Below are 22,214 nucleotides of genomic sequence, written 5' to 3' on the forward strand. Positions count from 1 at the left end.
CTCAGTGCCCCTTGTCCGGAGCCGACGGCGTCGCATTCGGGCCGCTTCCGCCGGGTGTGTGGGTATCGGTCGGCGTCGGCGCGGGCACCTGTGCGGCCTTCTTCTTCCTGCGCGTGGACATCGTTTCGAGTCCCCAGAAGAACATCGGAATGAAGAACACGGCGATGGCCGTCGCGCCGAGCATCCCGCCGATCACGCCGGTGCCGATCGAATGCCGGCTGTTCGCCGATGCGCCCGTCGCGATCGCGAGCGGCACGCAGCCGAGGATGAACGCGAGCGATGTCATCACGATCGGACGCAGGCGCTCTTCGGCGGCAGACATCGCAGCGTCGAACACGGACTTGCCGGCCTCCACGTTCAGCACGGCGAACTCGAAGATCAGGATCGCGTTCTTCGCGGCCAGCGCGACGAGCATCGTGAGGCCGATCTGGAAGTACACGTCGTTATTGAGCCCGCGCAAGAGAATCGCGAGCAGCGCGCCGAAGATCGCGAACGGCACGGCCATCAGCACGCCGAGCGGCAGGCTCCACTTCTCGTATTGCGCGGCGAGTATCAGGAACACCATGATGAGCCCGAACACGAAGACGAGGCCCGAGGTGCCGCCCGACTGCTTCGCCTCGTATGCCTCGCCGCTCCACGCGATGCCGTAGTCGGAAGACAGCCCCGCGCCGACTTCCTCCAGCGCCTGAATCACCTGACCCGACGAATAGCCCGGTGCGGCGTTCGCGGTAATCTTCACCGCCGGGAAGTTGTTGAAGCGCGTGATGAGATCCGGCCCGGTCACGTAGCGCGTGGTGACCACGGACTTGAGCGGCACCATGCTGCCGGTCTTGCTCTTCACGAAAATCTGCGTGAGGTCGCCGGGTTTCAGCCGATATGAAGGCTCCGCCTGGAGAATCACCTGCCACAGCCGGCTCGACCGGTTGAACTGCGAGACATAGAGCGAGCCGAACATCGTCTGCATCGCGCTATAGACGTCTTCGACGGGCACGCCGAGCGTCTCGGCCTTGTCGCGGTCGACGTCGGCGAGCAGTTGCTGCGACGACGCGTTGAAGGTCGATGTGACGCCGGTCAGCTCCGGCCGCGACTTCGCCTTGAGCACGAAATCCTGCACGACACCCGCGAACTGCGCGATGGTCGTATCGCCCTTGCTCTGTATCCACACTTCGGTGCCGCCCGTCGTGCCGAGACCCGGGATCGACGGCGGATTCAGCGGCACCACGATGCCCTGATTGATCTGCGACAGCGTCTTGTATGCGTCGACGAGCACGGCGCGTGCGTTTTGCGTGCGGATGTTCGCCGACTTGTAGCGGTCGTCGAAGCTCTTCAGGCCGACGAAGAACGTCGATGCGTTGTTCTTGTTCTGGCTGTCGAGCAGGCTGAAGCCATCGACCGTCGCGATGCTGCCGACCGCCGGCTGCTTCATGAAGTATTCGGTCACGCGGTCGGACACCGCGCCCGTGCGATCGAGCGATGCGGCGTCGGGCATGATGACCGCGCCGAGCAGATAGCCCTGATCTTCGGGCGGCAGGAACGCAGTGGGAATGTCCTTCATCATCACGACGGCGAGCGCGATCATGCCCACGAAGAGCAGCAGCGCGATCACGAAGCGCCGGATGATGAGCCGCACGACGCGCGTATAACCGTGCGTCATCCGCAGGAACTGGTTATCGAACCAGCGGAAGAAGCCTTTCTTCTCGTGATGGCCGGGCTTCAGCAGCAGCGCGGCCAGCGCGGGCGACAGCGTCAGCGCGACGATGCCCGATATCACCACCGATATCGCAATGGTGATGGCGAACTGCTTGTACATCTGCCCTGTAATGCCGCCGAGAAACGCCACCGGCACGAACACCGCGCACAGCACGAGCACGATCGCCACGACCGGCCCGGCCACTTCGTCCATCGCCTTCTTCGCGGCGGTCTTCGGGTCAAGTTTGTTGACCGTCATGTTGCGCTCGACGTTTTCGATCACGACGATCGCATCGTCAACGACGATGCCGATGGCGAGCACCATGCCGAACAGCGTCAGCATGTTGATCGAGAAGCCGAGCGCCTGCATGCCCATGAACGTGCCGACGATGGAGACCGGCACTGCAAGCACCGGAATCAGCGTCGCGCGCAGGCTTTGCAGGAACACGAACACGACGATCACCACCAGCACCACGGCTTCGAAGAACGTGTGCACGACATCGCTGATCGACGCGCGGGTGAACTCGGTCGTGTCCATCGCGATCTGGTAGTCGATGCCTTCGGGGAACGTCTTCTTCATCTCCGCAAGACGCGCGCGCACCTGCTTCGATACGTCGAGCGCGTTCGCGCCCGGCTGCTGATACACCGCGAGCACCGTCGCCGACTTGCCCTGAAAGCGGCTGCGGATCGAGTAATCCTTCTGCCCCAGTTCCGCGCGCCCGACGTCCTTCAGCCGCACGATCGCCGCGCCACCCGATTCCGCGCGAATGATGATGTTCTCGAATTCGGCAGGCTCGGTGAGACGGCCGGTCGTCGTGACCGCGAACGACTGCTCGACCGGCGCGCCCGTCGGCGATTGCCCGAGACGGCCGACCGCGAACTGCTGATTCTGATTGGCGACCGCGCGTTGAATATCGGCGGCGGTGATGCCGAGCTGGGCCATGCGGTCGGGCTTGAGCCAGATGCGCATCGCGTAGTCCGGCGTGCCGAAGATGCTCGACTGATTCGCGCCCGGGATGCGCTTCAGCGCATCGAGCACATAGACGTTCGCGTAGTTGGCGATGTAGGTGGCGTCGTAGCGTTCGTCGGGCGAATAGATCGCGACGACCATCATGAAGGCCTGCGACTTCTTCTGCACCTGCACGCCTTGCGCCGTCACCGATTGCGGCAGTTGCGGCAACGCGAGGTTCACGCGGTTCTGCACGTCCACTTGTGCGAGTTCCGGGTTCGTGCCGATTTCGAAGTACGCGTTGATCGTCAGGTTGCCCGTCGATGAACTCGACGAGCTCATGTAGATCATGTTGTCCGCGCCGTTGACCTGCTGCTCGATCGGCGCGGCCACGTTGTTCGCGACGACGTCCGCGCTCGCCCCCGGATACGTTGCGGAGATGGTGATTTGCGGCGGCGTGATGTCGGGATATTGCGCGGTCGGCAGCGCGAGCATCGTCAGCGCGCCGCCGAGCGTGATGATGATGGATATGACCGAGGCAAAAATCGGGCGATCGATGCAGAAATGTGAGATGTTCATTGGCCTTTTCCGCTCGCCGTGGCTCCGCTTATTCGATTAAGCCGCTTAGTCTGGCCTGCTCACTGCTGGCTCTCGCCTGATGCCTTTGCGCTGCCGATCGACGCCTGCGCGCCCGATGCCGACATCGCAGCGGACGCGGGTGCGGCAGGCGGCGCGCCTTCCGCCGGCGCGCTTACGACGCGCACTTGCGAATCGGCCCCGACGCGGATCGCGCCATCGACGATCACACGCTCGCCCGCGCGCAAGCCGCTGGTAATGAACCAGTCGTCGCCATGCCACTCGCCGACATCGATCACACGCTGATGCGGTTTCGACTGATCGTCGAGCACCCAAACGAAGTGGCTTTTCGCGCCTTGCAGCACAGCCCGTTGCGGCACGAGAATCGCGTTCGGCCGCAGCGCCCCCGACACGCGCGCCTTCACGAACTGGCCCGGACGCAGCGTGCCCTTCGGGTTCGAAAACGATGCGCGCACGAGAAAGGTGCCCGTCTGCGTGCTGAAGGCCGGATTCGTGAAATCGATACGCCCGGTCTGCGGATAGACGGAGCCATCGGCCTGAATGACGGTCACATCGAACTTGTTGTCGGGCGGAAAACGCAACTGGCCTTTTTGTATCTGCTCGCGATACGTCAGCAACTCGTTCTCCGAGATGCTGAAGTTCACCCACATCGGGTCGAGCTGATAGACATACGTGAGCAGGCCCGATTGCGTCGGCGTCACGTAACTGCCTTCCTGCACGCGTGCAAAACTGGACAGGCCCTTGAGCGGCGAGCGGATCGTCGTATAGCTGAGATTGAGTTGAGCGGTCTGCACTTCGCCTTGCGCGGCGATCACGGCGGCTTCCGCGCTCTTCTCGTTGCCGACGGCGTCGTCGAGATCCTTCTTGCTCAATGCGTTCATCGCGGCGAGCGGCTGCACGCGGGCGAGGTTCTGCTTCGTGACGAGGAGCCGCGCCTGCTGCTGGGACAACGCGCCCTTGGCCGTTTGCAGGGCGGCCTCGAAGGGGCGCTTGTCCATCAGGAACATGATCTGGTTGGCTTCGACGAGCGCGCCTTCCGTGTACATGCGCTTTTCGAGGAAGCCGTCGACGCGCGCGCGTATCTCGACTTCACGCGAGCTTTGAGTTTGCGCGGTGAATTCGAACTCCACCGGCGTCGTTTTAGTGGCAACCGTCACGACAGTCACGTCGACGGCGGCGCGCGGCGCTTCGGCAGGCGGCTTCTTGCAAGCGGCCAGCGAGATCAGCGCCAGCGCGGCGACCGGCAGACAGCGATGAGCGCGCATCCGGTGCGTTTTCCGCGATGCCCGCGCGAACCAGCCATTCAGTATTCGTTCCGACACCAACGCCATGAGCGCCTCCCCCGTGGGATGGCCTTAACAGAATGCGGGCGCAGGGTGGCGCGCTCGCCGTCGATTGCTCGCAGTACGCGGTGAATCACGCGCGAAAACGGATGGACGTGCCGATGTCACCGGACGCGAGCCCCGAGCTTCGAATGTGCCGTCGCTGCCTCCGTTTTCGAAGATTTGCGTTATGGCGAGAGAGCCGCTTGCGCGATCGGCCAGGGCGGTCACGCTTCGATGCAGTGCGCTGACGAATCTACTAATAGCCGAATACCGATGAAAACGCCATAGGGTTCGTGAGCTTCCGGCAAGCGCCTCTTTCGTATCGATTTATGAAACGCTGACTGACAACGTGAATGCTTTCTTGTCCGAAGTAAATGATTCTGCTTGGCGTGCAAACGTGCCTCGCATGTGCGTTGCTCGTCGTGCGCGGCTGTCCTAGACTGGAACGCAGTGCCGGCCAGCCGGCTGCGTCCGGCAGGAGACGACCATGCTGCACCCGCGACCGCTTCAACGTGAGCTGTCCAGAGAGCTGCTCGATGTGTTGATCCGGGTCGGTTTGATCGCGGTGCTCGCGGTGTTCTGCTTTCGCATCTTCGCGCCGTTTCTCAACCTGATGATCTGGGCGCTGATTCTCGCGGTCACCCTCTATCCGCTGCAGACGACGTTGCGCCAGCGCTTCGGCGCGCGTGACGGCCTCGCTGCAACACTGATCGTGTTCGTCGCGTTTGCCGTCGTGCTCGCGCCGACGTGCATGCTCGCGCTCGCACTCGCCGATTCGGTCGAGCATGCGTTTGCCGTCCTCCGCAGCGAAAGCATCCACGTTCCGCCGCCGGATGCATCGGTGGCGAGCTGGCCGCTCATCGGCCAGCGCGTGTTCGATTTCTGGTCGCAGGCGTCGACCGATCTCGCCGGCGTGCTGCATCGCTTCGCACCAGAGCTGAAGGTCGCGGGACGCACCGTGCTGGGAACCGTCACGGGCTTCGGCGCGGGGCTCGTGATCTTCTTCGTGGCGCTCATCGTTGCGGGCATCGTGATGGCGCACGGCGAGAAGGGACATCGCAATGCGCTGCAGATCGCCTCGCGCATCTCCGGCGCGGATAACGGGCCACGCATCGTCGAGCTTTGCACGAAGACGATCCGCGCGGTGGCGCAGGGCGTCGTCGGAATCGCATTCATTCAAACGGTGCTGATCGGTGTCGCGTTCGTGATGATGAAGCTGCCCGGCGCGGGGCTGCTGGCGCTCGCGGTGCTGCTCATCGGCATCATGCAGTTGCCGGCGACGCTCATCACCGGACCGGTCATCGTGTTCGTGATCGTCACCCATGGCGTGAACGTCGCGACCATCGTGTTCTCGGTGTACGTGTTCATCGCGGGACTCGTCGATAACGTGCTGAAGCCGCTGCTGCTCGGGCGCGGCGTTTCCGTGCCGATGCCCGTCGTGCTGATCGGAGCGCTCGGCGGCATGGTGACGAGTGGCGTCATCGGGCTTTTCATCGGGCCCGTGATGCTGGCCGTCGGCTATCAGCTTTTCTGGCGCTGGGTGCGGCGGGATCGGGAGGCGGTGACGGCGGCGGAGTCGCCGGGGCCTTGATATGCGGTTCGCGGGCCGTACGGTGCTCTGCCGGCGTGTCGGCATGTCGGCGTGTCAGCGCATCGCGCCCGCGAGATCGGCCGCGCCCAGGCCGACGATCAAATCGATCTCGCCGTTTGGCAACGGCTGTGTCGCCGGGACGCCCGCCGAGCGAAGCGCGGCGGCGTCGAGCCGCGCGGGGTCCGAAAGCCGCACGCGCAGGCGGGTAAGCGCGAGCGCATCGAGAGAGCCGATGTTGCCCGCACCGCCGAGCGCCGCGCGAATCCGTTCGGCCCGCGCTGACAGATCCGCCATCGCGAGCGCCGGGGACGTGGCGGCCGTCGCCGTTGCCGTGGCGGGCGGCGCGCTTGCGGCGGCGGCATCGGCTGGCGCGAGATCCGCCTCGCTGCCCGCCGTCTTCATGTATTCCTGCATGTCCGTCTTCATGTTCTCCGAGAGCGGGCCGAAGATCGCCTGCACGCCGTTGCCCATGCGCAGCACGCCCGCCGCGCCGAGCGCCTTCAGCCTGGCATCGTCGACGAGCGCGGGGTTAGCGACGGTGATGCGCAAGCGCGTGATGCACGCGTCGAGGCTCGCGATGTTCGAGCGTCCGCCGAACGCGAGCACGAGATCGCGTGATCGCCCGCCGGGGCCTGGCGCGGCGCCGGGTGACGCGGCGTCGGCAACATCGTCTTCGCGCCCGGGCGTCTTCAGATCGAAGCGCGAAATGAAGAAGCGGAACACGCCGTAGTAGATCACTGCATAGATCGGACCGAGAAAGAAGACGTACCAGGCGTGCGTCGACTTGTTGCCGATCAGGTTGAACATGACGAAGTCGATGGCCCCTTGCGAGAACGTGAAGCCCATGTGCATGTCGAGTGTGTTCGCGACGAACTGCGCCAGCGCCGCGAGGCACGCATGGACCAGATAGAGCACCGGCGCGACGAACAGGAACGCGAACTCGATCGGCTCGGTGATGCCGGTCAGAAACGACGTGAGCGCCGCCGACACCATCATGCCGCCGACCGCGACTTTCTTTTCGGGCTTCGCGCAATGCCAGATGGCGATTGCCGCGGCGGGCAGGCCGAACATCTTGAAGATGAAAGCGCCCGACAGGATGCCGGCGGTCGGGTCTCCGGCGAAGAAGCGGTTGATGTCGCCGTGAACGATCTTCCCTGTCGCCGGATCGACGAAGCTGCCGGCTTCGAAGAAGAACGGCACGTTCCAGATGTGATGCAGCCCGAACGGAATCAGCAGCCGCTCGACGAAACCGTAGATGGTCGCCGCCATGCGCGGATCGGACACCGCCGCCCAGTGCGAGAACGCCTTGATGAGCCCGCCGATCGGCGGCCATACGACGGAAAGGATCGCGCCCAGCACGATAGCGCCGATGGCCGTCACGATCGGCACGAAGCGCTTGCCCGCGAAGAAGCCGAGATAGGGCGGCAGCGAAATCCTGTAATAGCGGTTGAACATCCAGGCGGCGAGCCCGCCCGCGAGAATGCCGCCGAACACGCCGGTCTGGATCGACGCAATGCCCATGATGGTGTCCGTCTCGACGCCTTGCGCTTTCGCGATCACGCCGAGCGTCGCCGTCATCACGAGAAAGCCGATGGTCGCGGCGATGCCCGACACGCCGTCGTTCTCGGTGAAGCCGAGCGCGACGCCGATGGCAAAGATGAGCGGCAGGTTCGCGAAGATGACATCGCCCGCGTTGCGCATCAGCGCGAGCACGATGGCGGGCACGTGGCCGTGGAAATCGGTGGCGCCGAGGCCGAGCAGCAGACCCGCGACGGGCAGCACGGCAACGGGCAGCATCAACGACTTGCCGACTTTCTGCACGACGCCGAAGGCATTCTTGAACATGGCGATCGCTCCGGATCCGGACGAGGATGGCGTGTGGGCGCGCTTCAGCCCGCGTAAGGCGCGAGACGTGCGCGGACTTCGGCGGCCGTGCCGAGCGCGAGGACATCGGCGGCGAGCGCGCGGGCTTCGTCGAGGGTGACGCGCGCGAGCTGCGCCTTGATCGAGCCGACGGCGGGCACGCTGACCGACAACTCGTCGATGCCGATGCCGACGAGCACGGGCACCGCCAGCGCGTCCGATGCGATGCCGCCGCACACGCCGACCCACGCGCCATGCCGGTGCGCGCCCTCGACGGTCATCTGCATCAGCCGCAGCACGGCCGGATGCAGCGCGTCGGCTTGCCGCGCGAGCTTCGGATGACCGCGATCCATCGCGAGCGTGTATTGCGTCAGATCGTTCGTGCCGATCGAGAAGAAGTCGACTTCGCGCGCGAGCGGCTCCGCGATCAGCGCGGCGGCCGGCACTTCGATCATCACGCCGACCTTCACCTCGCTCGCGCGATCGCCCGCTTCTTCGCGCAACATCTGCCGCGCCGCGCGCACTTCCTCGATCGTCGTGATCATCGGAAACATCACGTGCAGCTTGCCGATTGACGCCGCTCGCAGAATCGCGCGCAGTTGCGTGCGGAACATGTCGGGACGGTCGAGGCTCACGCGCACGCCGCGCAAGCCGAGAAACGGGTTGTCCTCGTGCGGCAGCGGCAGATAGGAAAGCGGCTTGTCGCCGCCGACATCGAGCGTTCGCACGACGAGCGTCCGTTCGCGGCCCAACGCTTCCGCCACGGCGCAGTAGGCGGCGGCCTGCTCGTCTTCGCTCGGGGCGGTGTCGCGGTTGTCGAAAAGAAACTCCGAGCGCAACAGGCCCACGCCTTCCGCGCCCGCCGCGACGGCATCGCGCGCCTCCTGTGCATTGCGGATGTTCGCGGCCACTTCCACGCGATGACCGTCCGCCGTCATGGCGGGCTTGCTCGCGGCGAGCTGTTCCTGTTCGCGCCGCGCCGCCTGCCGCGCGATGCCGTCGCGTGCGGCTTTCAGTTCCGCGGCGTCCGGATTGCGACGCAAGATGCCGCGTGAGCCATCGAGCACGACGAGCGTGCCGTCGGCGAGTTGCAGCGCATCTTCGTCGATGCCGCAGATGGCCGGAATGCCGAGCGAGCGCGCGAGGATGGCGACGTGGCTCGTTGCGCCGCCGGTTGTCGTGCAGAAGCCGCGCACCTTCTCGCGGTCGAGCGACGCCGTATCCGACGGCGACAACTCCTCCGCGACGAGGATCGAATCGGCCGGCACGCCGATGCGCGCCTCTTTCACGCCGGCGATGAGCGCGAGCACGCGGCGTCCGACATCGCGGATATCGCTTGCCCGTTCGCGCAGCAACGCATCGTCGAGCGCTTCGAGGCTGGCGGCTTGTTGCTGGAAGGCTTCGCGCCACGCGAAGGCCGCGCTTTTGCCGCCGCTGACACCGGCGATCGCGAGATCGTTGAGATCGGGATCGTCGAGCAGTTCGAGATGCGCGTCGATGATCTGCGCCTTCGGGCCGCTCAACTTGAGCTTGAGTGATTCGATCTGCTGGCGCGCGTCGTGCAGGGCGGCGTCGAGCCGGGCGCGCTCGCGCTGCGGCGATTCGCCAGTTTCGGCGACATCGATCACTTCCTGGCGGAACTGCACGATGGCGCCCACCGCGATCCCCGGCGACGCCGGAACGCCCGTAAGCTCGTTCGCGTCCGTGCGCGTCGCGTGCAGCACTTCGGGCGCGGGCGGCGCGCCTGCGTCTGCTGCTCGTGGAACCGGCGCATCGGCGGCTTTCTCGCCCGAGCCGGCGGCGAGCAGGGCAGTGAGCGCGGCGGCGGCGGCTCCCGCATCGGGACCGGTGGCTTCGACACGCACTTTGTCGCCCATGCGCGTGACGAGCTTCATGATCGACACGACCGATTTCGCGTTCGCGCTATCGCCGCCGCGCACGAGACGGATGTCGCATTTGAACTTCTTCGCTTCGCTCGCGACGACCGCCGCGGGCCGCGCGTGCAGCCCGGCCGGATTCGGCAGCGCGACTTCATCGGAGACGACGGCGCGGCTGGTGTCATCGCCCGATGCGCCCTGCGCCGCGCCGACGAACTCCACCGACAACGCGACGTCCTTGCCCGCCGTGACGATGCCTGTCGCGGGTTCGTAGCGCGTCACGAGTTCGCCATTGGCGATGACCATCTGCGTGAGCAGGCTCACCGCTTTGGCGCCGACGAAGAGTGGATCGAAACGGATCAATGGCTGGCCGGTCGCGACCGTGTCGCCTTCGCGCACGAGTGCCGTGAAGCCTTCGCCGCGCAGCATGACCGTGTCGAGGCCGATGTGGATCAGCACTTCGAGGCCGCTGTCGCCCGTCACGGTGACGGCGTGTGCGGCGCGGTGCAGCTGGGTGATCTTGCCGGCGAGGGGAGCGAGCAGTTGGTCGGAGACCGGGTCGATGGAGACGCCGTCGCCGACCATCTTTTGGGCGAAGACCGGATCGGGCACGGATTCGATCGGGACCATGACGCCGGAGAGCGGCGCCATCAGCGCGACCCGCGTCAAACGCTGCGGAGCTTTCATGGGAACGACTCCTTGGCCGCGGACGGTTCGCAGTCGCGGACGTGAGACGTACTGGAAGATGCCTGCAAAGTGCTTTCACGATCCTGAGTCGAATCATAGGCAAAAGATTCGTGTTTTGCGCATCGAATGCGTATAACGTAGGAATCGATTTCCTTCCGGTTCGATGTCCTTTCGGTTTCGATGGAGCCAGACATGCAAGCATCCGACATCATGACGAAGTCAATTATTTCTGCGAGTCCTGAAATGTCGGTGCGCGACGCGGCGGGGACGATGGTCTTCGCGGGCATCAGCGGGATGCCTGTCATCGACGAGGAGGGCAAGCTGCTTGGCATCGTCACCGAGGGCGATTTGATGCATCGCGCGGAGCTTGGAACGGGGCTGAAGGATCGCGCGTGGTGGCTGGAGATGCTGCCGTCGGCGCGCGACATGGCGAGTCAGTACGTGAAGGAGCACGCGCGAAAGGTCAGGGACGTGATGTCGACGGACGTGGCGACGATCACGGAATCGTGCCCGATCGGGGACATCGCTGATTTGTTTGCGCAGCGGCATATCAAGCGAGTGCCGGTGATGCGCGATGGCCGCGTGGTCGGCGTGATCAGCCGGGCCAATCTGATTCGCGCGCTGGTGACGAGAACGCCATGTCCGCCCGATGCCGGCGAATGCGACGACGCTGCGTTGCGTGACGCGGTGCTGCTGGCGATGGAAGGGCATCCGTGGGCGATCGCGCGCGAGAGTGTGGTCGTCGAGCAGGGGACCGTGCATTTATGGGGGGCTGTGAAGAGCGCGGAAGAGGGGAATGCGCTGAGGGTCGCGGCGGAGAACGTGGCGGGGGTGCGGGGCGTGGTGACGCATTTTGGGGAGGGGGAGTGACGTTCGGCGGTAGATTGGCGATGCCGGTGGCTAGAAGTACGCTCTTTTCTGCCGAACGATTGCGATTACTTTGCTGCTTTGTTGTGAATCGTTTGGGACTACATTCGATCGTGATTTCTGTGCGGTGTTGAGCGCGATTCATTGCTGATTAACATGCCAGAGAGAATTCGACACGCTGCTCCAGGTTTGTATTCGCCCAATGACGACCGCCCCGTGCGCCCCCCCGCACGGACCAAACCCTGCGGGATAAACGCTATTCCGTCGCGCCACTCATCCCGCGATAATCAACCGTTTCCGCCTGCACCGCCGCCACCCCCATGCCCCGAATCGACGACGAAATCACCTTCCGCAAGCTCGAAGTCCTCCTCGCGTTCATGGAGACCGGCAATCTCGCGAAGGCGGCCGAGGTGCTGAACGTGAGCACGGTCAGCGTGCATCGCGCATTGCATTCGCTCGAGCAGGGCGTGCGGTGCGCGCTCTTTCGTCACGAGGGCCGCAATCTCAAGTCCACCGAAGCCGCCCAAATGCTCGCCGATGTCGCGCAGGAAGTCATCACGCTGATGACCGACGGAATCCGCGCGACGCGTGAGGCCGCCGGCTATTCCTCCGACCGGCTGAAAATCGGCTCGCTCTATTCGCTGACCATCCGCACGGTGCCGGGCATCGTCGTCGATATCAAGGTGCGCAGGCCGACGCTGCAAGTCGAACTCGTGCTCGGGTCCAATGAATTACTGATCGACAAACTCAAGCGCAGCGAAATCGACGCCGCCTTGATGGCCCTGCCCGATGCCGAGCCCGAAGTCGAATCCATCCCGCTCTTCGAAGACGACATCTTCTTCGCCGCGCCCGCCAATTCGCCCTATGCCAACCAGGAAGCCGTCGATTTGCGCGACTGCCGCGAAGAGAACTTCGTCTCGCTCGGCGAAGGCTTCGCGACCTATCACGGCTTCGTCGAGGCGTTCCGCGTCGCGGGCTTCGAGCCGAACGTCACCGTGCGAACCGGCGATATCTTCTCGCTGATGAACCTCGTGAGCGGCGGCGTCGGCTACACGCTGCTGCCCGGACGCGTGCGCGGCGTGTTCGGCGACAAGGTGCAATTCATCCCGCTCAAGCCGCAATATCTGATGCGGCAGACCATCGGCGTCAGCTTCCTGCGCGCGCGGGAACGCGACCCGAACCTGCTCGCGCTGATGGCCGTCTGCCGCTTGCGCACGCGCAACGTCGACTGACGCTTCAACGCTGGTCTTGCGCGCGCTCCCTGTCGATGAGCGCGCCCACATCCTCCAGCGATGTCTCGCTGCAACTCACCGCGATGCCCTGCGCGAACACATCGCTGGCGAGGCGCGTCAGCACGTTCGCGGGCGGCATCTCGACGGCCAGCCGCGCGCCGCGCTCCCACGCGAGTCTCATCGTGTTGTGCCAGCGCACCTGCCGCGCCATGTTGCCGGCCAGATCGGCAGCGATGCGCCCGCCGTCGAACAGCGGCCGTGCTGCGCTACTGCTGAGGTACACGATGCGCGGCGCGCGCACATCGACCGATTCGAACGCATCGGCGAGCGTGGCGGCGGGCGCATCCAGCAGGGCGGAATGCGACGGCACCGCGACATCCAGACGCTCGCAACGCTGCGCGCCGTGTTCGGTTGCGATGACCGCGAGACGATGCATCGCGGCATCGCTACCGGCGACGACCATCTGCGTCGGCGTATTGATGTTCGCGAGAAAGACCGGCTCCGCGTCGCTGTTCACTTGCGCGATCAGCGGTTCGAGCGCGCGCTGGGTCAGGCCGACGATCGCCGTCATCCCGAATCCGCGCGGATACGCGTCTTCCATCAGATGGCCGCGCAACGCGACGAGCCTGAGCGCGTCGGCATAAGCGAGCGCACCGGCCGTCACCGCGGCGGGATACGCGCCGATCGACAGTCCGGACACCATGTCGGGTTCGTGGCCCTGGGCCTGAATCACCCGCGCCTGCGCGACGCCCGCGATCAGCAGGCAAAGCTGCACGGACACGGTGGAGCGCAGCGCGGTGGCGTTGTCGAGCGTGCGCGCGTCGCAGCCGAGCGTATCGTTTGCTTCTTCGAGCGTGCGGGCTGCTTCGCGATGGTTCGGCAACGCGTGCAGCATGCCGGCGCGTTGGGAGCCCTGACCGGGGAACGTAAAGAGCACGCTCATGATGCGTGCGCCGCCCACGGGTCCGCGACGAGCAACGGACCGCGCCCCGTCTTCAGCATTACGCGCCCCGATTGCCCGGCCCACTCCGCCAGCGCGAATCCGCCGTGGCCCGTGTCCACCTGCATGTCGATGCGCGCAGGCGCGGCCTGCAATAGCGACAGCAGCGAGCGCAGCAGCGCGTGCGCACCGTCGCGCGGCAGGGGCCGATCGGCACGCAGCAGCAGATCGAGGTCGCTATCCTGCCTCAAGGTGCTTACGCCGCTCGCCAGCGCGAAGCCGACGCTGCCCGTTACGCCCCACGTCAACTGCAACGCGTCGAGTTCAGGCGCGATGAAGGCAAGCGCGCGCATGCAGGGCAGGTTCGCGAGCGCATCGTCGGCAGCAAGCGATCCGCGCGACTCGGCGAGCGCTTCCGGCGTCACGCATCGCACGATGCGCTCGACATTCACGAAGGCCGCGCACCGCTCGTTGCGCGCGCGCCCGCGCAGACCGATCGGCACGACGCCGCGCTCGACCGTCTCGCGCCGCACGACGGCCGGCGCGATCGACAGCCACTCGCGCGTAGCCCATGCAGGCATCGCCGATACGGACACGATGTCCTCCGGGTCTTCGATCCACACGAGGTCGTGCGGGCGGGGCGCTTCACGATCGATCGACACAACGAGTCTCCCGGCGCCTCACGCGCCCATCAGCGCTTTGGTCGCGAAGAACAGCAGCGACGGCCCGAGCAGGCAGCCCACGCCCGTATGGAACGTCGCGATCAGCGCGCCATAAGGCACGAGCCGGCGATCCGTCGCAGCCAGTCCCGCGCTCACGCCGCTCACGGTGCCAGCCAGCCCGCCGAAGATCATCGCGGAGCGGGGCGTGCGCAGGCCCATGAAGCCGGCGGCAAGCGGCGTGCCGATCATCACGATGATCGCCTTGATGAGGCCCGTCGCGATGCTGAGCGCGATCACGTCCGAACTCGCCCCGATCGCCGCGCCCGTCACCGGACCGACGATATACGTGACCGCGCCCGCGCCGATCGTCGTCATGCTGACGGCGTCGGTGTAGCCGAACGCGTGCGCAATGCTCGCGCCCACGATGAACGGCAGCACCGTCCCGAGCAGCAGCGACACGACGCCGATCATCCCGGCCTTGCGCGCTTCGGTCGCCTGCACTTCGAAAGCAGTCGCGACGATGGCGAAGTCCCGTAGCATTGCGCCGCCCATCAGGCCGACGCCCGCGAACAGCGGCAGATCGGCGAGTCCTTTCTGACCGGCCGTGAAAGCGCCGCCCAGGTAAGCGAGCACGAGGCCGATCACGATGGCGATCGCCGAGCCATGCACGCGCCCGAACGTCAGCTTCTTCGAGATCACCGACGACACCCACATGATGAGCCCGACCAGCGCGAACGCGGTAACGAGGCCGTTGTGAATCAGAACCTTATCGATCATTTGGAACATGGCAGTCTCCGCGTTCAGATTTCTTCGAGCTTCGGGGCATTGGCGAACGACGTGCTGTCGCGGCCCGTGCGTGAAAGTACGGCGATGCAGCCCGCGCACGCGATTACCGCGCCGAGTGCCGACAACAGCGCGACCGGCCCGCCCTTGAGCGCGGCGACGACGTTCTGATTGGCCGCCATCGCGACGACGACCGGGATGTACATCGCGCCCCAGAAGCCGACGCCCGCTTCGGTTTCCTTCGGCAACCAGCCCTTCTTGTGCAGATAGAGCCGCAGGAAGATGAGCAGCAGCATCGCGATGCCGACGCCGCCCACGTTCGTTTTAACGCCTATTGCGGTGCCGAGCAGATCGCCCAGAAAGAGTCCCGCCAGATGGCAGAACGCGAGCAATGCAGTTCCATAGATGATCATTACCGTCTCCTGAGATGTGCGGGTTGGCTTCTGACGAGCCGATGTTCAAGGGCGAAGCGTTAGCGCCATGCCTCGCGCAGCTTGCGGCGAACCGTGGCCGAAGCCGCGCGATGCGGGCTGCCGAGCCGGCTTTCCAGTCCGCGTGACGAATCGGCGCGAATGTCGTCGAGGGCGGCTTTCAACGCGGTTTCGACCATCGACTGATCCGCGGCGGCGGGGGCATCGGCGTTGGCGGGCGAAAGCAGCTTCCACAGCAAGCCGAGCGAGGCGAAGTTGTCGATGTCATAGGCCATCGGCGGCACGTGCGCGGTGAAGGCTTCGAGATCGGCGACGGTGCGCAGCGTCACGCGTGCGGCGGATTCCTTGCCCATCGCGTGAACCATCACTTGCGGGTCGGCGAGCGCGATCAGCCGGTTCGCCTGATAGCCGTGCGCGAGAAACGCGCCGGACATCGCGCGGCCGACGATCAGCCCGATCACCGGATGCCCGGCGAGGCGGGCGCTTGCGTAGGCATCGGCGGCGGCGGCGAGCGCCTGATGAATGCCGTACGCTTCCTCGCGACGCCCGTACGCCTGGCTCGCGACATCAATGACGGCGACGATCGCGCGCTTGGTATCGCGCTTCGCGTCCGCATCGATGGCTTCACGCACCGCGCGCGCCAGTTCCCATCCTTCGATCAGGCCCACTTCGCCGTTGCGTGCGCGCGGAAAAGGGTTGTCCGGGTCGGGCACCACCGCGATGAAACGCGCGGGGTCATCGCCGATGCGTGCATCCGCCACGCGCACCGACGGCGGAAAGCCCGGCTGCAACGGCGCGCTGTAGGTCAGCGCGTCGAGCCAGACCGCGCCGCGTTTCGAAAGCTCTCGTGTGCTCATGATTCGAATCCCTTGCCATAGATGGCGGCTGCCTGTTGCGGCGTGGCTTGCGCCGATGTATCGATTTCGGAGAGCCGCTTGAGGAAGCCGGCCACGCGTTCGCTGCGGCAGGCTTCGGGACGTCCGGCGCGCAACAGGTCGATGACGGCGGCGCGGATCGCATCGGCGTCGTCGGCGGTGAAAACGTCGATCAGTCCGGTGCGATAACGCTGCTCGCAACCGGTGAAGCTCCAGATCATCGGACGGTCGCGCGAATCGAATTCGGCGATGCCCGCTTCCTGCTCGATCACGGCCGGCCCGTTGAGCCCGAGCCGCGCTTCCCGCGTGCCGATCAGATAGCTGCACAGCCCCGCCGCGATCGACATGCCGCCGTAGCATCCGATGGGTCCCGCCGTGATGCCGATCACCGGCTGATAGCGCCGCAAATCGACGATGGCCGCGTGAATATCCGCGATGCCCGCGAGTCCGAGATTGGCTTCCTGCAGGCGCACGCCGCCCGTCTCAAAGAGAATCACGGCCCGCGTCGGGATGCCGTTGCGGTTGTCTTCGGCGGCGAGTTCGAGGCTGCCCGCGATCTTCGCCGCCGATACCTCGCCCATGCTGCCGCCCTGAAAGCCGCCGTCGATGCCGAGCACCACGGCGGGCTGACCGTCGATGGTTCCCTTCGCGACGACCGCGCCGTCATCCGACTGCGTGACGATGTTCTGCCGCGCGAGCCACGGCGACGTCACGCGCTCGAACGGATCGAGCAGTTCGGTGAACGTGCCTTCATCGAGCAGCTTTTTCGCGCGGCTGCGTGCATCGAGTTCGGTGAAGCTCTGGCGTTCGAGCAATTGCTGTGCGTCCATGATTCATGCTCCGCCGTTGGTTTTCAGTTGTTCGAACACCTGCCCGATGCGCAGTTGCACCACACCGGGCGTCGCGCCCGCATCGTTGATTTCGAGCTTGGCGGCGGGAAGCGAGCCGTCGCCGAAGATGCGTTCGAGCACGGCTTCCCACAGGCGGCCCTTGCCATCGACGGAGGTCGTGATCTTCACCACCGTGCGATGCGCGGTGTTCGCTTCGAGCAGGACTTCGAGGTCTCCCGAGGCGACCACGCCCACCAGCGCGCGGCCTTGCGCGGGCTGTCCCGCCGGGAATTCGAGGACGATGTTTTCCATATGGGTTCCTAAGTGTTCGACGATTCGGTTGCTTCGCCTTGAAGCCGGTCGAGAAAGAGCGCGGCGGCGAGCAGATCGGCGGCGCCGCCAGGCGATACGTGAAGTTCGACGAGACGCCGGTCGAGCGCACGAAGGTGACGGCGTCCCGCGAGCGTGGCGGCGCCGCCTTCGTCGAGCACGCGCTGCGCGCCGTCCTGCATCTCGGCGAGCGCCGTGCGTTTGCCGCGTGCGAGCACGCAGGTATCGTCGAGGCTCGCCATGATCGCGAGCAGTGCGTTGAGACGCGCCGACGTTTCGCTGTCGCCGCGCGAACGCGACCGCGCGAGTTCCGGCAGCGCGACGTGCACGACGTGCGGAAATCCCGCCTGCGCCTGTCCGCGTGCGCCGCCGACGTCGTAGTCGATGCACGCCTGTTCGCCCTTGTTGCCCGTGCGGATTGGCGCGTGACGATCTTCAATGCGCGCGATGGATCCGGCGAGCGCGGCGACCGCATCAGGCGCCAAGTTCGACGGCTCGCGTGCGGCGGCGGTGACGAGCAGCCCGAGCGCCCAGATCGCGCCGCGATGCGTGTTGACGCCGCCGGTTGCATCCAGCATGCGCGCTTCGCCGTCACGCCCGATTGCGCCGATGCGTTCGCGCAGCGCGAGCATCGATCCGATGTCGATGCCTGCGCGCGCCATCTCGACGAACGCCGGCTGCAACGCCAGCGCCGATACGCACATGAGCGTCCAGTCGAGATCGTGATGCGCGCCACGGCTGCGGATATCGACGAGGCCGGGCTTCGGGGCGAGCGTCACCTCGTCGATCAGCGCTTCGACGACGTAAGCGGCGAGGCGATCGGCGCGTTCCGGCGAAGGGCGCAGCGGCCGCGCGGCGCGGAGGGCAAGTTCATCGCGCATCACCAGCTCCGGAAGCGCGCGGGCGGGTCGTACAGCCCGTCGGACCAGTCGACGAGATCGGCCATGCTTTTGGCGGCGAGCAGCGAGCGGCTCGCTTCGCTGCGATGGATGCCGAGGTCTTCGGGCAGCGCGACGAAGCCGTCGCGGCGCAGCGCCGGAAGCTTGCTCTTGTCGCTGCTGAGGCCGATCGGTGTGACGCCGGACACCGCCGCGATCATCTCCTTGCGATGCTCCAGCGAGCGCGCCTTGTACAGATACGCGATGCCTTCCTCGGTCAGCACGTGCGTGACGTCGTCGCCGTAGATCATCACGGGCGCGAGCGCCATGCCCGATTCGCGGCCCACATCGACGGCATCGATCGATTCGACGATGGTTGGCTGCCCGCCCGCCTGGAAAGTTTCGACCATCTGCACGACGAGCTTGCGGCCGCGTTCGAGCGGGCTGTCCGTTTGCAGCAGATCGAGCCACGCGGGCGTCGCATGACGGCGGCCGTGCGGATCGTGGCCCATGTTCGGCGCGCCGCCGAAGCCGGTGAGCCGCCCGTGCGTGACCGTCGACGAATTGCCTTCGCCGTCCATTTGCAGCGTCGAGCCGATGAACATGTCCACCGCGTATTGCCCGGCGAGCTGGCACATCGTGCGGTTCGAACGCATGGAGCCGTCGCGGCCGGTGAAGAAGATGTCGGGCCGCGCGGCGACATAGGCTTCCATGCCGAGTTCGCCGCCGAAGCAGTGGACGCTGTCGACCCAGCCGGTCTCGATGGCGGGGATGAGCGTCGGATGCGGGTTGAGCGTCCAGTGGCGGCAGATCTTGCCCTTGAGGCCGAGCTTTTCGCCGTAGGTCGGCAGGATCAGTTCGATCGCGGCGGTGTTGAAGCCGATGCCGTGATTGAGCGACTGCACCTGATGCTTTTCGTAGATGCCGCGAATGGCCATCATCGCCATCAGGACCTGCATCGGCGTGATGAGGCGCGGATCGCGCGTGAAGAGCGGCTCGATGAAGAACGGCTTGTCCGACTGCACGACGAAGTCGATCCACGAGCCGGGGATATCGACGCGCGGCAGGTCTTTCGGATCGTCGACGATTTCGTTGACCTGCGCGATCACGATGCCGTCGCGAAACGCGGCTGCTTCGACGAGCGAGGGCGTGTCTTCGGTGCTGGGACCGGTGTAGAGATTGCCCTGGCGATCGGCCTTGTAGCCGGCGCACAGCACGACGTTGGGCGTCAGATCGACGTAGAGCCGCGCGTACAGTTCGATGTAGGTGTGAATCGCGCCGACTTCGAGAATGCCGTCCTGCAGGAACTGCGAGATGCGCAGGCTTTGCGCGCCGGCGTAGGCGAAGTCGAGCTTTCGGGCGATGCCGCGCTCGAAGAGATCGAGGTGCTCGGCGCGGCTTACGCTGGGAATGATGAGATGCAGGTCGTGGACGATGCCGGAATCGACTTTCGCGAGCGAGCGCGAGAGGAAATCCGCCTGCTTCTGGTTGTTGCCTTCGACGACGACGCGATCGCCGGGAGCGACGAGCGCCTGCAATACGTCGACGATGCGGTCGGTGGGCAGCACCATACCGTCCGCGATCGATGCGACGCGCGCGAGCCGGCGATGCTTGTCCGCCCGGCGCGTGGCCCAGCGGGACGGGGTTTGAGTTTGGTCGGACATGGATGCTCTCGCTGAGGACATGAGACGAGTCTAGAGAGCGGGAAATGCCGGTTCAATCACCTTGGGTATGCGATCGTTATCCGGAGGGTAATGATTGTTTTCGCTGCGGCCTGGCGGCCAGGCGGGGCGGGGGCCGGCCGGGAAAGGAGGGTTTTCCCTCGTGATGAGGCGGCGGGGTGCGGCCAGCCCGCTCAATCCCGCTTCTAGCGCCCATCCCGTTTCCCCCTTAACATCGCTGACTGCGCACCCGCGCCGCTGCTTCGACCCAAAGCACGCCGATTCGATCGTCGAGCGTGCCCGACCTCATTGGAGCCAGATGCGCAATCCGTTCACGCTTTATCGCGCTCGCATTTTCGCGGGCGTTCGTCATCCTGCACCGCCGCGCCTGCTGGCACGCCTCGGCCTCGCGACGCTGCTGCTCTCCAGTGCACTGGCTCACGCGCAGGCTTATCGCGATGTCAGTCCCACGCCGCTGCCCGCCGCCCCTCGTCCTTCCGCGCCGCCCCCGCCGCCCGAGCCGCAAAGCGGATCGCCGGAAGTCGCGGTGGCCACGCTCCGCGGACTGATGATCGAAGCGTCGGCGTCAGGGGCTTCGCCGCCGACGACCGCCGTCGCGCGCGCAGCCGACGGACGCATCGTCGCGCGTGGCCTCGCGCCGCTCGACGACGCGTTCCTGCAAGGCTTCGCCGCCGACCTCGATCGACCGCTCACGTTCGCGCGGCTCGCCGAGATACGCCGGGCAGTGGTCGCGCAATATCGCGAAGCCGGGCTGCCGCTCGTCGATGTCTACGTGCCCGAGCAGGACGTCACGGACGGCGTCGTGCGTATCGCGGTGGCGAGTTATCGGCTGGGCCGCGTGATCCCGCGAGGCAATCGCTACTTCTCGGATACGCTCCTCACCGGCGACATGCCGCTCACCGCCGGCGATGCGATCCGCGAATCGGACGTCGCCACCGGGCTTGCGCTGCTCAACGCGAATCCCTACCGCGCCGTCGATGTGATCTACGCCCCTGGCGATGCCGACGGCACCACCGACGTGATCCTGCAGACCGCCGACCGCTTCCCGATGCGCGTCTCGGCCGGCTACGACAACGCGGGCGTGCCGCAGCTCGGCCGCGACCGGTTCTTCGCGGGCATCGACTACGGCAACCTCTTCGGGCTGGATCAGCAGATCGCCTATCAGGTCACCGCCAGCAACGATGCATTGAGCGGCAATCCGGATATCGAAGGGCGCCCGAACCGTCCGCGCTTCGTCGCGCACGCGTTGAATTATTCGGCGCCGCTGCCGTGGCACGATCGCATCGAACTGTTCGGCGTCTATGCCCAGAGCACGCCGCGCCTGCCCGACAGCTACGGACAGACCGGCATTTCGGCTCAGGCCAGCATCCGCTATGACTGGCGGCTCACGCCGTTCTCGGGCTGGCAGCAGCAGGCGCAGTTCGGCTACGACTACAAGCGGTCGAACAACAATCTGGAGTTCGGCGGGTTTCAGGTGTTCAACTCGAACACGCACATTCATCAGTTCCTGCTCGCGTACGAACTGAGCCGCAGCGATACATCAGGTCAGACGCGCGCCAACGCGACGGTCGTGCTCAGTCCCGGCCGGCTCGATGCCGACAATCGCGACGCCGCGTTCGAAAGCGCGCGGCATGGTGCGACGCCGCGCTACATGTACGCGCAGCTATCGGCGCAGCGCGATCTTGCGCTGGGCGGCGGATTCATCGCATCGGGACGGGCGATGCTGCAATGGACGCCCGACACCCTGTTGCCGAGCGAAGAGATGGGACTGGGCGGCGACAGCAGCGTGCGCGGTTACTTGCCCTATGTCGTGCAGGGCGATCGCGGCTGGAACGTGCAGACGGAGGTACGCACGCCGCCGTGGAGCATCGGCACGAGCGGCGTCGCGATCCAGCCTTTCGTGTTCGTCGATGCGGGCCGCGTGTGGAATCGCATCGATCAGCCGACGGAGCCGAACAATGGATCGCTCGTCGGCATCGGCGGCGGCTTCCGCTTTCAGGTCAGCCGCTTCGTCAACGTGCGCGGAACTTTCGGCTTTCCGCTGCACGCCGCCGTGCCCGCCGGTTCCAAAGCCCCGGTCGGGATGCTGTACATCGTGCTCGGCTCGTGACGGTGCGTGTCACATC

At 65.8% G+C, this 22,214-nt stretch carries 17 protein-coding genes; 4 read left to right on the plus strand and 13 right to left on the minus strand.

Annotated features, from left to right (window positions below; genetic code table 11):
• Position 1: 1 nt before the first annotated feature.
• Together BG57_RS17535 and BG57_RS17540 are read right to left on the minus strand one after the other, a co-directional pair.
• A complete protein-coding gene (locus BG57_RS17535; protein WP_035966615.1) occupies positions 2-3,217 on the minus strand; it encodes an efflux RND transporter permease subunit in 3,216 nt (1,071 codons plus the stop codon).
• Positions 3,218-3,276: 59 nt separating this feature from the next.
• Positions 3,277-4,500, minus strand: coding sequence for an efflux RND transporter periplasmic adaptor subunit (locus tag BG57_RS17540; RefSeq protein WP_229753917.1), 1,224 nt, complete (start codon positions 4,498-4,500; stop codon positions 3,277-3,279).
• Between the two features lie 547 nt (positions 4,501-5,047).
• On the opposite strand from BG57_RS17540, the gene BG57_RS17545 reads away from it, so the two are divergent.
• Positions 5,048-6,151 carry an AI-2E family transporter gene (locus tag BG57_RS17545; RefSeq protein ID WP_035966617.1) on the plus strand — a complete coding sequence of 368 codons (1,104 nt, stop codon included), beginning with the start codon at positions 5,048-5,050 and terminating at the stop codon, positions 6,149-6,151.
• A 54-nt stretch (positions 6,152-6,205) separates the two neighbouring features.
• Here BG57_RS17545 and ptsG read toward each other — a convergent pair whose 3' ends face one another.
• Entirely contained in the window at positions 6,206-7,996 is a 1,791-nt protein-coding gene (ptsG, locus tag BG57_RS17550; RefSeq protein WP_035966618.1) for a PTS glucose transporter subunit IIBC, read from the minus strand.
• 44 nt (positions 7,997-8,040) lie between these two features.
• Positions 8,041-10,578 carry a phosphoenolpyruvate--protein phosphotransferase gene (gene ptsP, locus BG57_RS17555; RefSeq protein WP_035966619.1) on the minus strand — a complete coding sequence of 846 codons (2,538 nt, stop codon included), beginning with the start codon at positions 10,576-10,578 and terminating at the stop codon, positions 8,041-8,043.
• 192 nt (positions 10,579-10,770) lie between these two features.
• On the opposite strand from ptsP, the gene BG57_RS17560 reads away from it, so the two are divergent.
• Positions 10,771-11,448 carry a CBS domain-containing protein gene (locus BG57_RS17560; protein WP_035966620.1) on the plus strand — a complete coding sequence of 226 codons (678 nt, stop codon included), beginning with the start codon at positions 10,771-10,773 and terminating at the stop codon, positions 11,446-11,448.
• Between the two features lie 317 nt (positions 11,449-11,765).
• Complete coding sequence (locus tag BG57_RS17565) at positions 11,766-12,677, plus strand: LysR family transcriptional regulator (protein ID WP_035966621.1); 912 nt, start codon at positions 11,766-11,768, stop codon at positions 12,675-12,677.
• Positions 12,678-12,681: 4 nt separating this feature from the next.
• On the opposite strand, the gene mdcH is transcribed toward BG57_RS17565, so the two are convergent.
• The 9 genes from mdcH to mdcA are packed head-to-tail and all read right to left on the minus strand — an operon-like array spanning position 12,682 to position 20,070.
• Positions 12,682-13,620 (minus strand): malonate decarboxylase subunit epsilon, encoded by a 939-nt coding sequence (gene mdcH / locus BG57_RS17570; RefSeq protein WP_035966698.1) that lies wholly within the window; start codon positions 13,618-13,620, stop codon positions 12,682-12,684.
• On the minus strand, positions 13,617-14,279 hold the full coding sequence (locus BG57_RS17575) for a malonate decarboxylase holo-ACP synthase (RefSeq protein WP_052005871.1): 663 nt from the start codon (positions 14,277-14,279) through the stop codon (positions 13,617-13,619). Before BG57_RS17575 ends, mdcH begins: the two co-directional genes overlap by 4 nt.
• Positions 14,280-14,297: 18 nt before the next feature.
• Positions 14,298-15,065: a malonate transporter subunit MadM gene (gene madM / locus BG57_RS17580; RefSeq protein WP_035966629.1), complete on the minus strand. Its 768-nt coding sequence runs from the start codon at positions 15,063-15,065 to the stop codon at positions 14,298-14,300.
• Between the two features lie 14 nt (positions 15,066-15,079).
• Positions 15,080-15,475, minus strand: coding sequence for a malonate transporter subunit MadL (gene madL / locus BG57_RS17585; RefSeq protein ID WP_035966631.1), 396 nt, complete (start codon positions 15,473-15,475; stop codon positions 15,080-15,082).
• A 59-nt stretch (positions 15,476-15,534) separates the two neighbouring features.
• Entirely contained in the window at positions 15,535-16,350 is an 816-nt protein-coding gene (gene mdcE, locus BG57_RS17590) for a biotin-independent malonate decarboxylase subunit gamma (protein WP_035966634.1), read from the minus strand.
• On the minus strand, positions 16,347-17,198 hold the full coding sequence (locus BG57_RS17595) for a biotin-independent malonate decarboxylase subunit beta (RefSeq protein WP_035966637.1): 852 nt from the start codon (positions 17,196-17,198) through the stop codon (positions 16,347-16,349). The genes mdcE and BG57_RS17595 overlap by 4 nt, the downstream gene beginning before the upstream one ends.
• Positions 17,199-17,201: 3 nt before the next feature.
• Positions 17,202-17,510 carry a malonate decarboxylase subunit delta gene (locus BG57_RS17600; protein WP_035966638.1) on the minus strand — a complete coding sequence of 103 codons (309 nt, stop codon included), beginning with the start codon at positions 17,508-17,510 and terminating at the stop codon, positions 17,202-17,204.
• Positions 17,511-17,518: 8 nt separating this feature from the next.
• Entirely contained in the window at positions 17,519-18,409 is an 891-nt protein-coding gene (locus tag BG57_RS17605) for a triphosphoribosyl-dephospho-CoA synthase (protein ID WP_035966639.1), read from the minus strand.
• Entirely contained in the window at positions 18,409-20,070 is a 1,662-nt protein-coding gene (gene mdcA / locus BG57_RS17610; RefSeq protein ID WP_035966640.1) for a malonate decarboxylase subunit alpha, read from the minus strand. The genes BG57_RS17605 and mdcA overlap by 1 nt, the downstream gene beginning before the upstream one ends.
• Positions 20,071-20,386: 316 nt before the next feature.
• Here mdcA and BG57_RS17615 point away from each other — a divergent pair, with 316 nt between their 5' ends.
• Positions 20,387-22,198 carry a ShlB/FhaC/HecB family hemolysin secretion/activation protein gene (locus BG57_RS17615; protein WP_081850930.1) on the plus strand — a complete coding sequence of 604 codons (1,812 nt, stop codon included), beginning with the start codon at positions 20,387-20,389 and terminating at the stop codon, positions 22,196-22,198.
• Positions 22,199-22,214 lie beyond the last annotated feature (16 nt).

The sequence above is a fragment of the Caballeronia grimmiae genome (assembly GCF_000698555.1).
In the GTDB taxonomy this organism is placed as follows: domain Bacteria; phylum Pseudomonadota; class Gammaproteobacteria; order Burkholderiales; family Burkholderiaceae; genus Caballeronia; species Caballeronia grimmiae.

Excerpts from the sequence above, each read along its gene's own strand:
- BG57_RS17535 (WP_035966615.1), bottom strand. The coding sequence starts at position 3,217 with ATGAACATCTCACATTTCTGCATCGATCGCCCGATTTTTGCCTCGGTC.
- BG57_RS17540 (WP_229753917.1), bottom strand. The coding sequence starts at position 4,500 with ATGCGCGCTCATCGCTGTCTGCCGGTCGCCGCGCTGGCGCTGATCTCG.
- BG57_RS17545 (WP_035966617.1), top strand. The coding sequence starts at position 5,048 with ATGCTGCACCCGCGACCGCTTCAACGTGAGCTGTCCAGAGAGCTGCTC.
- ptsG (WP_035966618.1), bottom strand. The coding sequence starts at position 7,996 with ATGTTCAAGAATGCCTTCGGCGTCGTGCAGAAAGTCGGCAAGTCGTTG.
- ptsP (WP_035966619.1), bottom strand. The coding sequence starts at position 10,578 with ATGAAAGCTCCGCAGCGTTTGACGCGGGTCGCGCTGATGGCGCCGCTC.
- BG57_RS17560 (WP_035966620.1), top strand. The coding sequence starts at position 10,771 with ATGCAAGCATCCGACATCATGACGAAGTCAATTATTTCTGCGAGTCCT.
- BG57_RS17565 (WP_035966621.1), top strand. The coding sequence starts at position 11,766 with ATGCCCCGAATCGACGACGAAATCACCTTCCGCAAGCTCGAAGTCCTC.
- mdcH (WP_035966698.1), bottom strand. The coding sequence starts at position 13,620 with ATGAGCGTGCTCTTTACGTTCCCCGGTCAGGGCTCCCAACGCGCCGGC.
- madM (WP_035966629.1), bottom strand. The coding sequence starts at position 15,065 with ATGTTCCAAATGATCGATAAGGTTCTGATTCACAACGGCCTCGTTACC.
- madL (WP_035966631.1), bottom strand. The coding sequence starts at position 15,475 with ATGATCATCTATGGAACTGCATTGCTCGCGTTCTGCCATCTGGCGGGA.
- mdcE (WP_035966634.1), bottom strand. The coding sequence starts at position 16,350 with ATGAGCACACGAGAGCTTTCGAAACGCGGCGCGGTCTGGCTCGACGCG.
- BG57_RS17595 (WP_035966637.1), bottom strand. The coding sequence starts at position 17,198 with ATGGACGCACAGCAATTGCTCGAACGCCAGAGCTTCACCGAACTCGAT.
- BG57_RS17600 (WP_035966638.1), bottom strand. The coding sequence starts at position 17,510 with ATGGAAAACATCGTCCTCGAATTCCCGGCGGGACAGCCCGCGCAAGGC.
- BG57_RS17605 (WP_035966639.1), bottom strand. The coding sequence starts at position 18,409 with ATGCGCGATGAACTTGCCCTCCGCGCCGCGCGGCCGCTGCGCCCTTCG.
- mdcA (WP_035966640.1), bottom strand. The coding sequence starts at position 20,070 with ATGTCCGACCAAACTCAAACCCCGTCCCGCTGGGCCACGCGCCGGGCG.
- BG57_RS17615 (WP_081850930.1), top strand. The coding sequence starts at position 20,387 with ATGCGCAATCCGTTCACGCTTTATCGCGCTCGCATTTTCGCGGGCGTT.